At 67.5% G+C, this 11,254-nt stretch carries 11 protein-coding genes and 2 tRNA genes; 7 read left to right on the plus strand and 6 right to left on the minus strand.

Going from position 1 to position 11,254, the window contains the following annotated elements; genetic code table 11:
- The first annotated feature begins 19 nt into the window (after positions 1-19).
- A tRNA-Gln gene (locus AC4JJG_RS06410) sits at positions 20-91 on the plus strand.
- Between the two features lie 51 nt (positions 92-142).
- A tRNA-Glu gene (locus AC4JJG_RS06415) sits at positions 143-215 on the plus strand.
- A 62-nt stretch (positions 216-277) separates the two neighbouring features.
- Here the strand turns inward: AC4JJG_RS06415 and AC4JJG_RS06420 are convergent.
- Together AC4JJG_RS06420 and AC4JJG_RS06425 are read right to left on the minus strand one after the other, a co-directional pair.
- Entirely contained in the window at positions 278-775 is a 498-nt protein-coding gene (locus AC4JJG_RS06420) for a PPOX class F420-dependent oxidoreductase (RefSeq protein WP_495400095.1), read from the minus strand.
- Positions 776-801: 26 nt separating this feature from the next.
- Positions 802-1,536: an IclR family transcriptional regulator gene (locus AC4JJG_RS06425; RefSeq protein ID WP_495400096.1), complete on the minus strand. Its 735-nt coding sequence runs from the start codon at positions 1,534-1,536 to the stop codon at positions 802-804.
- 97 nt (positions 1,537-1,633) lie between these two features.
- Between AC4JJG_RS06425 and leuC the strand changes: the two genes are divergently transcribed.
- The 3 genes from leuC (at position 1,634) to AC4JJG_RS06440 (ending at position 4,486) form a co-directional block, all read left to right on the plus strand.
- Positions 1,634-3,070 carry a 3-isopropylmalate dehydratase large subunit gene (gene leuC, locus AC4JJG_RS06430; RefSeq protein ID WP_495400097.1) on the plus strand — a complete coding sequence of 479 codons (1,437 nt, stop codon included), beginning with the start codon at positions 1,634-1,636 and terminating at the stop codon, positions 3,068-3,070.
- Between the two features lie 47 nt (positions 3,071-3,117).
- Positions 3,118-3,711, plus strand: coding sequence for a 3-isopropylmalate dehydratase small subunit (leuD, locus tag AC4JJG_RS06435; protein WP_495400098.1), 594 nt, complete (start codon positions 3,118-3,120; stop codon positions 3,709-3,711).
- A 178-nt stretch (positions 3,712-3,889) separates the two neighbouring features.
- Positions 3,890-4,486, plus strand: a complete 597-nt coding sequence (locus AC4JJG_RS06440) for an HU family DNA-binding protein (protein ID WP_495400099.1) — start codon at positions 3,890-3,892, stop codon at positions 4,484-4,486.
- 76 nt (positions 4,487-4,562) lie between these two features.
- Here AC4JJG_RS06440 and AC4JJG_RS06445 read toward each other — a convergent pair whose 3' ends face one another.
- The 3 genes from AC4JJG_RS06445 to cofC are packed head-to-tail and all read right to left on the minus strand — an operon-like array spanning position 4,563 to position 8,427.
- Positions 4,563-5,483, minus strand: coding sequence for an NUDIX hydrolase (locus AC4JJG_RS06445; protein WP_495400100.1), 921 nt, complete (start codon positions 5,481-5,483; stop codon positions 4,563-4,565).
- A 34-nt stretch (positions 5,484-5,517) separates the two neighbouring features.
- Positions 5,518-7,707, minus strand: a complete 2,190-nt coding sequence (locus AC4JJG_RS06450) for an RNA degradosome polyphosphate kinase (RefSeq protein WP_495400101.1) — start codon at positions 7,705-7,707, stop codon at positions 5,518-5,520.
- Between the two features lie 18 nt (positions 7,708-7,725).
- Positions 7,726-8,427, minus strand: a complete 702-nt coding sequence (cofC, locus tag AC4JJG_RS06455; protein WP_495400102.1) for a 2-phospho-L-lactate guanylyltransferase — start codon at positions 8,425-8,427, stop codon at positions 7,726-7,728.
- A gap of 80 nt (positions 8,428-8,507) precedes the next feature.
- Between cofC and AC4JJG_RS06460 the strand changes: the two genes are divergently transcribed.
- The gene (locus AC4JJG_RS06460; protein ID WP_495400103.1) at positions 8,508-9,512 is read left to right on the plus strand and encodes an NAD(P)H-dependent glycerol-3-phosphate dehydrogenase; all 1,005 of its coding nucleotides are present in this window, start codon (positions 8,508-8,510) and stop codon (positions 9,510-9,512) included.
- A gap of 14 nt (positions 9,513-9,526) precedes the next feature.
- Here AC4JJG_RS06460 and AC4JJG_RS06465 read toward each other — a convergent pair whose 3' ends face one another.
- Positions 9,527-10,114 carry a DUF3515 domain-containing protein gene (locus tag AC4JJG_RS06465; protein WP_495400500.1) on the minus strand — a complete coding sequence of 196 codons (588 nt, stop codon included), beginning with the start codon at positions 10,112-10,114 and terminating at the stop codon, positions 9,527-9,529.
- 103 nt (positions 10,115-10,217) lie between these two features.
- Between AC4JJG_RS06465 and thiL the strand changes: the two genes are divergently transcribed.
- On the plus strand, positions 10,218-11,231 hold the full coding sequence (gene thiL / locus AC4JJG_RS06470; RefSeq protein WP_495400104.1) for a thiamine-phosphate kinase: 1,014 nt from the start codon (positions 10,218-10,220) through the stop codon (positions 11,229-11,231).
- Positions 11,232-11,254: the final 23 nt, after the last annotated feature.

The raw sequence follows: 11,254 nt of genomic DNA on the forward strand, positions 1-11,254 counted from the left end.
ACCAGAAGAGGGTACCCATTGGGGTATGGTGTAATTGGCAACACAGCGGTTTCTGGTACCGCCATTCTAGGTTCGAGTCCTGGTACCCCAGCGAGCTGTCGAGGATCACCACCTCGTAAGTTCTAACCGAATACGGTTCTAGGGCCCCGTCGTCTAGCGGCCTAGGACGCCGCCCTCTCAAGGCGGTAGCGCGGGTTCGAATCCCGTCGGGGCTACGTAACGCGAGCGTCCCCTCCGCATCACGCGGAGGGGACGCTTTCGTTGGTGAGCGGGAAGCTTAGACCGGGTCGGCTGTGGAACCGGCGACGGGCATGGGGTCGAGTCCGAGTTTGCGGTGATCCCACGACCGGACACGGTCGGCGACCATCCGTACGGCCACGCGCTTGTGCATCATCTGATCGACGAACGGCTTCATCTCCTCGGAGTAGGGGCCGGTGTAGCGCTCCCACACCGAGATGCCCACCCGGAGGCAGGATTCCGGATCGTCGAGGATCTCCGCGGTGCCCTCGAAGGCCACGCCGCGCAAGGTGTCGTAGGTGTCGCCGTCCTCGATGAGCACCGAACACCGGGCGTTGCGGCGGAGATTCACCGCCTTCTGCGATTTGGCCTTGGTCTCGAACCAGATCTCTCCGTCGATGACCCCGTACCACATCGCGACGAGGTGGATGCCGCCGTCGGGGCCGGTGGTGGCCAGCGTCGCGGTACGGCTGCGATCGACGAAATCGGTGATCTCGTTCTCGGACATGACGATCTGACTTCGCTGATTCGTTCCCATGTCTCGACGCTAGCCGACCCGGCAGGTCATCCGCGGCCGGTCTGCAAACGCTTGTGGATGGCGTCGGCGGCCGCCAGGAGATCCGCCGCCCAGCGTGCGCCCGGACGCCTCCCCATGCGGTCGATGGGGCCCGACACGGAGATGGCGGCGACGACCTCGCCGCCGGAGTCGCGGACGGGAGCCGACACGCTCGCCACTCCTGCCGCACGTTCCCCGGCGCTCTGCGCCCATCCGCGGCGCCGGATCTCGTGGAGTGTGCGTTCGCTGAAGACGCTGTCCTGCAACAGCGCACGCTGGGTTGCCGGGCCGGACCAGGCGAGCAGGACCTTCGCCGCGGAACCGGCCGTCATCGGCAGTCGCGTGCCGACCGGAACGGTGTCCCGCAGTCCCGTCGGAGGTTCCAGGGCAGCGATACAGACGCGTTCGGCGCCCTCGCGCCGATACACCTGGACCGACTCCCCGGTGATCTCCCGGAGGCGGGGCAGCACCATGAGCGCGGCCTCGCGAACCGGATCGTGGGCCGATGTCGCCAACTCGCCCAGCGCGGGCCCGGGATGCCAACGGCCCGAGCTGTTCCGGGCCAGCAGGCGATGGGTTTCCAGGCCGACCGCGAGGCGGTGTGCCGTTGCACGGGGCAGCCCCGTGCGTTCGCAGAGTTCGGTCAGATTCGCGGGGGCTTCGGCGACCGCTCGCAGAACCACCACGGATTTGTCCAGAACACCGATTCCGCTACTGATGGCCGGTGCGCTATCCTGTCCCATAGGACGATATTAGCGTCCTACATGTTGAGATGCACATGAAGCGCCGTGCGTGTGGCCCAGCCCAGAGCCGCACCACCGAGAAATGCGAGGCACGCCCATGAGTTCCAGCCACAGCACACCGCGGACTCTTGCCGAGAAGGTGTGGGACGACCACGTCGTCGTGTCCGGCGACATCGACGCCGACGGCAACAAGAATCCCGATCTCATCTACATCGACCTCCATCTCGTCCACGAGGTGACCAGTCCGCAGGCCTTCGACGGCCTCCGGATGGCCGGGCGGCCGGTGCGGCGTACCGATCTGACCATCGCCACCGAGGACCACAACGTCCCCACGATCGACATCGACAAGCCGATCGCCGACGAGGTCTCGCGGACGCAGGTGGAGACGCTGCGTCGCAACTGCGAGGAATTCGGCGTCCGCCTGTACCCGATGGGCGATCTGGAGCAGGGGATCGTGCACGTGGTCGGCCCGCAGCTCGGACTCACCCAGCCGGGGATGACCGTGGTGTGCGGTGATTCGCACACCTCGACGCACGGCGCATTCGGCGCACTGGCCATGGGGATCGGCACCTCCGAGGTCGAGCATGTGCTCGCCACGCAGACATTGTCGTTGCGGCCCTTCAAGACCATGGCCATCACCGTGGACGGCGAATTGCCGCCGGGTGTCACGTCCAAGGATCTGATTCTCGCGGTCATCGCGAAGATCGGTACCGGCGGGGGACAGGGCTACGTGCTGGAATATCGAGGCCCGGCCATCGAGAAACTGTCGATGGAAGCCCGAATGACCATCTGCAACATGTCGATCGAGGCGGGCGCCCGTGCCGGGATGATCGCACCCGACGAGGTGACCTACGAGTTCCTGAAGGGCCGGCCGCATGCGCCGGAGGGGGCGGAGTGGGATGCGGCAGTGGCGTATTGGGACAGTCTGCGCACCGATCCGGGCGCGGAATTCGACGCCGAGGTGCACATCGACGCGAGCGCGCTGACGCCGTTCGTCACCTGGGGCACCAACCCGGGACAGGGTGCACCGCTGGGCGATCGGGTGCCCGATCCGGCCGAGATCGTCGACGAGAACGAATCACTGGCGGCCACCCGGGCCCTGGAGTACATGGATCTCGAGCCGGGCATGGCACTGCGGGATGTGAAGGTGGACACCGTGTTCGTCGGATCGTGCACCAACGGGCGCATCGAGGACCTGCGCGCGGTCGCCGATGTCCTCAAGGGGCGCAAGGTGGCCGATGGCATGCGGATGCTCGTGGTGCCCGGCTCCATGCGGGTGCGTGCGCAGGCCGACGCCGAGGGCCTGGGTGAGATCTTCGAGGCCGCGGGCGCGGAATGGCGGCAGGCCGGATGCTCGATGTGCCTGGGCATGAACCCGGATCAGCTCGCTCCCGGTGAGCGATGCGCCTCGACGTCGAACCGCAATTTCGAGGGCAGGCAGGGCAAGGGTGGGCGTACCCACCTGGTGTCGCCGGCTGTGGCGGCTGCCACTGCGGTGCGCGGCACCCTCTCGGCCCCCGCGGATCTCGCCTGAGCGCCCCGCAACCCCCTATCCACCACCGCAATTCGATCGGACATCCCATGGAACCCTTCATCAACCACACCGGAATCGGCGTGCCGTTCCGCCGCAGCAACGTCGACACCGACCAGATCATCCCGGCCGTCTACCTCAAGCGCGTGACCCGCACCGGCTTCGAGGACGGGTTGTTCGCGAGCTGGCGGACCGATCCGGACTTCATTCTCAACAACGAACCGTGGAGCCGTGGTTCGGTGCTCGTCGCGGGCCCCGACTTCGGTACCGGGTCGTCCCGGGAGCATGCCGTCTGGGCCCTGTCGGACTTCGGTTTTCGGGTCGTCATCTCGTCCCGGTTCGCGGATATCTTCCGGGGCAATGCCGGAAAAGCGGGTTTGGTTGCCGCTCAGGTCGAGCAGTCCGACGTCGAGTTGCTGTGGAAGCGCTTGGAGGAACAACCCGGTCTGGAACTGACGGTGAGCCTTGAAGATCGGACGGTGACGGCGGGAGACCTCGTGGTGCCGTTGGCAATTGATGACTACACACGGTGGCGGCTGATGGAGGGTCTCGACGATATCGGGCTGACATTGCGCCAGGTAGAAGCGATTTCCGAGTTCGAGAAGACCCGGCCGGCCTTCAAGCCGGTGACCCTCGACAGCTGAATCGCCGAAGTTCAGCTCACCGGGATTTCGCGATAGCTCGCAGAAGCTGATTGCCGCTGTCGATTTCGCGACATGCCCGGCTAATTGGCGTGGAAGATGGACGTTTTCGCGTTCGGCGTTTACCGTGTCTGATAGCTGGCCCAACCGATAGGCCAGATTCAGCTTGCGGAGGTAATCAATGAACAAGGCAGAGCTCATCGATGAGCTGACCAAGAAGCTCGATGCGGATCGCAAGACTGCGACCGCCGCCGTTGAGCACATCGTCGACACGATCGTTCGCGCGGTGAACAAGGGCGAGAGCGTCACCATCACCGGCTTCGGTGTCTTCGAGAAGCGTCGTCGCGCTCCGCGCGTCGCCCGCAACCCGCGCACCGGCGAGACCGTGAAGGTCCGTGCCACTTCGGTTCCGGCGTTCCGCCCGGGTGCTCAGTTCAAGGCTGTCGTGGCCGGCAAGCAGAAGCTGGCCTCCAGTGGTCCCGCCGTGAAGCGCGGCAGCACCGGCACCGCCGCACCGGCCAAGAAGGCCGCCAAGAAGACCGCTGCCAAGAAGGCGGCACCGGCCAAGAAGACCGCGGCGAAGAAGGCGGCTCCGGCCAAGAAGGCGGCTCCGGCGAAGAAGACCGTGGCCAAGAAGACCGCGGCCAAGAAGGCGGCTCCGGCCAAGAAGACCGCGGCCAAGAAGGCTCCGGCCAAGAAGGCGGCACCGGCCAAGAAGACCGCGGCCAAGAAGGCTCCGGCCAAGAAGACCGCGGCGAAGCGCACCGCGCGCCGCTGAAAGTCCTTATCAATCCTCACAAATCAGCCCCGGCGTTCTTCCCCCGCCGGGGCTGATTCATGTCCGGACAATGTCGTCAGGTGTCGCTGAGTTCGTGACCCGGTAGCGGGCTGTCGATGTGGTCGGCCGTCACGAGCCGGCCGTCGCGGGTGCCGAGTACCCACACGCTGGCCTTGCGATTCCGTTTGGACGGCAACGCGATCTCGTCCTCATCGGCCCACCAGCGCATCAACGGGGGAATCACCTTGCCCTGACTGCACACCGCGTGCACGGCCGACGTATCGGCGGCCACCGCCCGCATCCGGGCATGTGCCGCTTGGGGATCCGCCCGGTAGGCCTCCTCCGACAGTGTCGGCTCGCCGATGATCGGCACGGCGAGCGCCTCGGCCAGCGGTACCACCGTCTGCACGCAGCGCACACGGTCGGCGGAGTGCACCCGTTGTGCACCGAACACCTGCAGCAGATCGCCGAGTGCATCGGCCTGCTCACGTCCGAGTCGGTCGAGCGGCCGGTCGCGATCGTCGCCGTGGTACCGCGAACGCCTGCCGGCCCGAGCGTGCCGCACGAGCAGGAGGGTGTGCAGATCTGCGGGCAGGCGAACGAATTCCGCCAGGATTCGTCTGTCCAGCCGGAAGCTCAGGGTGTCGGCGGCAGCAACGGGATCCATCCACCGCAACTCGTCGACCTCATGATTGGCCGCGAAATCGCCGCCGACGGCGCGAGCCGACCAGTACCGCACGCGTTTTCGGTTCCCATTGGGCAACGTGTACGCGACGTCTCCGAGTTGCCGACCCAGTACCGTGCGCTGGCCGGTTTCCTCCTCGAGCTCACGAGCAGCGGTGACGGCCAGTGTTTCGCCCGGCTCGGCCTTGCCTTTCGGCAGTGTCCAGTCATCGTATTCGGGCCGGTGCACCAGCCCGATCTCGATTCGGTCGTCGGCGGTGGGGCGCCAGAGCACGCCTCCGGCGGCCCACACGGTCTTCACGGACTTGGGCATCGGGTGATCCTACGATCCTTGTCGGGCCTGCTGGTTACGACGAGGAGTCCGGATGGCGACGGTTGCGCCGCAACATCTGTCGCTGATGATCGCGCACCTCTTCGCCGGCCGCGGGGGACGCCCGCCAGCTGCCGTCCGACTGGAGACTCCAGCACCTGGTCCGCGGGTCCAGTGACGACGCGAAGATATCGGCGAGTTCGGCGGTCAATCGATCATCGCGCACCTGCACCATCACCTCGATCCGCCGGTCCAGATTGCGGTGCATCATGTCGGCGCTGCCGATCCAGTATTCATTCTGTGCGCCGAAGTGGAAGATTCGTGAATGCTCCAGGAACTGACCGAGAATCGAACGCACGACGATGTTCTCGCTCATGCCGGGCACCCCCGGACGCAGTGCGCAGATGCCGCGCACCACGATTTCCACCGGCACACCGTTCTGGGACGCCCGGTACAGCGCGTCGATGACCTGTTCATCCACCAGCGCATTGGCTTTCAGCTGGACTCGGGCACGTTCATCGCCCTGCCGGTGACGCTCGATCTCGGCGTCGATGCGGGCGATGATCCCGGAACGGATACCCGTCGGCGCCACCAACAGGTTGCGGTACTCGGTCTTCCGCGAATAACCGGTCAGCGTGTTGAACAGGTCCGTCAGGTCGGCGCCGACATCGGGTGCGGCGGTGAACAGGCCCACGTCCTCGTACAGTCGTGCGGTCTTCGGGTTGTAGTTGCCGGTGCCGATGTGGCAGTAGCGGCGGATGCGCGAACCCTCGCGACGGACCACGAGACACGTCTTGCAGTGCGTCTTCAGTCCGACGAGTCCGTAGACCACGTGGACGCCGGCCTGTTCGAGTTGCCTGGCCCACTTGATGTTCGCCTGCTCGTCGAAGCGGGCCTTGATCTCCACGAGCGCCACCACCTGCTTGCCGGCCTCGGCGGCGGCGATGAGGGCGTTGACGATCGGTGAGTCACCGGAGGTGCGGTAGAGCGTCTGCTTGATGGCGAGCACCTGGGGATCGGCCGCGGCCTGTTCGATGAACCGCTGCACGCTCGTGGAGAACGAGTCGTAGGGGTGATGCACCAGGACGTCGCCCTCGCGGAGCGTCGAGAAGACGCTCTTCGGTGTCTCCCGCTCGCCGAAGGCCGGGTGCGTCGCGGGCACGAACGGACGCTCTTTGAGGCTGGGGCGATCGAGCCCGTAGGCCTCGAAAAGGCAGGAGAGGTCGAGCAGTCCGGGCACCTGGATGACGTCGGCGGGGTCGACGTCGAGTTCGCGGAGCAGCAGTTCGAGCATGTGCTCGGTCATGTCGTCGGCCACCTCGAGGCGGACCGGCGAACCGAAACGGCGGCGGGCGAGCTCGCGTTCGAGCGCCTGCAGGAGGTCCTCGTCGCGGTCCTCCTCGACCTCGAAGTCGGCGTTGCGGGTGATCCGGAAGACATGGTGCTCAACGATTTCCATGCCGGGGAACAACTGCCCGAGGTTGGCTGCGATGAGATTCTCCAAGGGCAGCAGGATGACCTGCCGACTCGGCTCGGCGGACGGATCGCGCGGCAGCAACTTGTCCACGCGGACAAAGCGATTCACATTGTCGGGCACCTTGACGCGGGCGAAGTGTTCGCCGCCCTCGGTGGTGTCCTTCACCGTGACGGCGAGATTCATGCTCAGGCCGCTGATGTACGGAAAGGGGTGCGCCGGGTCGACGGCGAGCGGGGTGAGGACCGGGAACACGTCCTCATGGAAGTAGTCGACGAGGCGTGCGCGCTGATCGTCGGTCAGATCGGACCACGTGACGACATGAATGTCATTCTCCGCGAGCGCCGGTCGGACCGAGTCCAGGAAGACGTGGGCGTGACGGTCGGCCAGCGTCTGGGTGCGGCCCGCGATGCGGAGCAGTTGTTCGCGGGGGGACAGTCCGTCGGCGGAGCGAACCGACAATCCGGTCTCGTCGCGCCGTTTGAGACCGGCCACGCGCACCATGAAGAACTCGTCGAGGTTCGAGGCGAAGATCGCCAGGAACTTCGCCCGCTCGAGCAGAGGCATCGAGGTGTCCTCGGCAAGCGCGAGAACCCGGGCGTTGAAGTCGAGCCAGCTCAGTTCGCGGTTGAGGTAGCGATCATCGGGCAGGTCGGGAGCGGAATCCTCGGGCAGCACGGTCGCCGCGGGTGGCGCCCCGGGGATCGCGGTGACGGGTTGGCTGGCGGTGTCGCTGGAGTCGGCAGGGCTCACGTCTCAATAATGACGCATTCACGACGACTTGCAGACATCCGGTCGCGGACTATCGGCCAACGCGGCCGCGGTGTGTGCGCCGAGCCCCAGTCGGGTGGCCGCGACGAGGTCGGCCATGGTGTCCACGTCGGTCCGCAGATCCGGCCAGCGCAGGCCGTCCGGGTCGAGATCAACGGCACCCGCCATCCGGTGTGCGGCAGCGGATTCCGGCCCGAAGCGTGGCTCGTCGACAATGTCGGCGGACCTCGCGAGCACCGTGGTGCCGCGGCCGTCCCGGTCGGTCACCAGTGTCTGCCGGTGCGGTGCGGTCGCGGCGATCACCTGACGGATGCTCTCGGGCGTCGCGGCCGGTAGATCGGCCTGCACCAGCAGGATCGTCCGGATCGAGGGCCACTGTTCGCGGGCCGTCGCGCTCGCCTGCGTGAAGGCGGCGTTCAGGCGCCCGTGCGGCCCCCGCGCCGCGACGAACTCCTCGTCGACGGCGAGCGCCCCCGCACCCGTCGCCGCCGAGCGCACCGCGTCATCGGGACTGATGACCACGATGTGGCCGACGCCGGCCCGCGACACCGCCGCCATCGTGTCGAGCAGCATCGACAGCACCAGCGACCGGTGCGGCGTCCCGGTGGTGCGCGTGGCGGCCAGCCGGGTCTTGGCATCGTCGAGGCGTTTGACCGCCAGCACCGCGGCGACCGTGTCCGCCGGATGCGAGGTCGGGTCCATGGGTTCCATGATGCCGACCGTCGGGGCCCGCGCACACACTAGGGTGAGAGGACTGACGGACTTCGGGTGGAGGAGGCGCCGTGCGCGCGGTGGTGATGGGGGCGGGTTCCTGGGGGACGGCGACGGCCAAGGTGCTCGTCGATGCGGGCACCGAGACGACGATCTGGGCGCGACGTCCCGACCTCGCGGACCGGATCAACGCGACACACGAGAACTCCGACTATCTGTCGGGTATCGCACTGCCCGAGGGGCTGCGGGCGACGAGCGACGTCGCCGAGGCCCTCGCCACCGCCGAGGTGGTGGTGTGCGCGGTGCCGTCACAGTCGTTGCGGGCCAACCTGAACGACTGGATGCCGCACGTCGCGCCGGATGCCACCTTCGTGTCCCTGGCGAAGGGGATCGAGACGAGCACCCTCATGCGCATGAGCGAGGTGATCGCCGAGGTGTCCGGCGCGCCCGCGGACCGCGTGGCGGTTCTGTCCGGCCCCAATCTCGCTCGGGAGATCGCCGAGGGGCAGCCCGCCGCCACCGTCATCGCCTGCGCCGACGAGGACCGTGCCCGGGAACTGCAGGCCGGATTCAATACCGGCTACTTCCGGCCGTACACCAACACCGACGTCGTCGGATGCGAGATCGGTGGTGCCGTGAAGAACGTCATCGCGCTGGCCTGCGGCATGGCCAGCGGGGTCGGCTTCGGACAGAACACCCTCGCGACGATCATCACGCGTGGTCTGGCGGAGACGATCCGTCTCGGCGCGGCCGTCGGTGCGCAGATCGAGACCATCGCCGGGCTCGCGGGCATCGGCGACCTGGTCGCCACGTGCTCGTCGCCGCTGTCGAGGAACCGGACCTTCGGTGCGCGCCTGGGCGAGGGGGCGACCATGGCGCAGGCGCAGGAGGCCACCAACGGTCAGGTGGCCGAAGGGGTCAAGTCGTGTACCTCCGTGCGGGCTCTCGCCGAGCGATCCGGGGTGGAGATGCCACTCACCGATGCCGTGCATCAGGTGTGTCACCAGGGATTGTCGGTGGACGACGCGATCGCGTCGCTCCTGGGCCGCAGCACGAAACCGGAGATCTACGACTGAGCCGCCCGTACGGGTCAGCCGAAGTCCAGCGGCCCCCGCGGCAGCGTGCGTTCGATGATCGCGGACACGTCGGAGATGGGTGCGTTGCCCGCGTTGGACGGTATCCACATCGCCACATAGGGACGATGGTCGACGCACACGTAGGCCTGTCCCGCGCCCTCGACGGTGTCGGTGATGAACCACTGCACCGGATTGATCACCTGGAGGTACGACGACGCGGAGAGCTCACTCGGCCGTGACACCCCGCACCGGAGGGTGACCGCGTCGCCGTCGCCTGCAGCGGGCCATTTGACCGTGTTGCCCGAGACCTCCTTGGTGCCGAACCCGTCGAATCCGTCCGGTAGCGCCGCGATGAGCTGGGCGCAGTCCTTCGTCGTCACCGATTCCGCCGCATACGACTCGATCGGGGTGGTGGTCTCGGGCCGCAGCGCGGCGTACGCGATGAATCCTGCGATCACCATCACCGGGATGGTGACCAGCGTCGCGATCAGTGCCGGACTGAGCGTCGGGCCCCTGCCGTATCGGGTCTCCACCGAGGACCCGTCGGTGTCCTTCGTGTTCGCATCGTCAGTGGTCGCCTCGTCATCGCTCACGCATCCCAGCCTAGTGATCGCTCCGCGCGGTCCGGCGCGGCGTGCGGGCGGACATAGACTGTCGCTCGATGGTCCGGTCATCGGGCCGCGAGACGGGTATCCGAGGAGCGACGTGGGTCAGGGCAGCGCTGGGGAGCGGGATCGCGACCGCACGGTCGGCGAGATCGGTGAACGGCGACTCATCGCGGAACTCACCAGGGCGGCGGCCGAATACGGCCCGGCTGCCGGCGGCCCCGACGTCGTCATCGGCTCCGGCGACGACGCCGCGGTCCTCGACACCGGCGGACCCGCGGTGATCAGCACCGACACGGCGGTCGAGGGCAGGCACTTCCGGTTCGACTGGTCGGAACCACGGACGATCGGTGCCCGTGCGGTGGTGCAGAGCGCCGCCGACGTCGCCGCGATGGGCGGCCGCATCTCCGGTGTCGTCGTCTCCATCGCGTGCCCGCTCAGCACGGCGGTCGGGGTCCTTCTCGACGTGAACGACGGAATCATCAGTGCCACACATGGTTTGGGCGGGCGAGTGCTCGGGGGTGACCTCGTCGCCGCGACCCAGATGGTGATCGGGGTGACCGTGATCGGCGCACTCGACGGGCAGCGGCCGGTGGAGATCCGCGGCGCCCGCCCCGGCGACGTGCTCGCCGTGACCGGGACCGCGCTGGGTGCCGCGGCCGCCGGATACGCCCTGCTCGCCGACGAACAGGCCCGGGACACCGACGAACTGGTGCGGCGTCTCCCGGGCCCGGTGAGCGCATTCCGGTTGCCCGCACCCGATCTGGGGCGGGGGCCGGATGCGGCCAGGTCCGGTGTGCACGCGATGACCGACATCTCCGACGGGCTCATCGAAGAACTCATCACCATGTCCGCCGCGGCGGGCGTGAGGCTGGAGGTCAGGTCGTCGGCGATACCGGTGAGTGATGACATGCGTTCTGCCGCAGACGCACTCGGGGCCGACTGCCGGCACTGGGCGCTCACCGGCGGCGAGGACCACGAGCTGCTCGCGGCCTTCGCGCCCGATGGGGTCCCGCGGGGATGGACGGTCATCGGCGAGGTCGTCGCGGGAGAGGGCGTGTGGATCGACGGGGAGCCCGCGGGCGATCTGCACGGTTGGCAGTCGTTCGGGTAGCGAACCGGGGCGTATAGATTCGT

Source organism: Gordonia sp. B8661-1, from assembly GCF_059427765.1.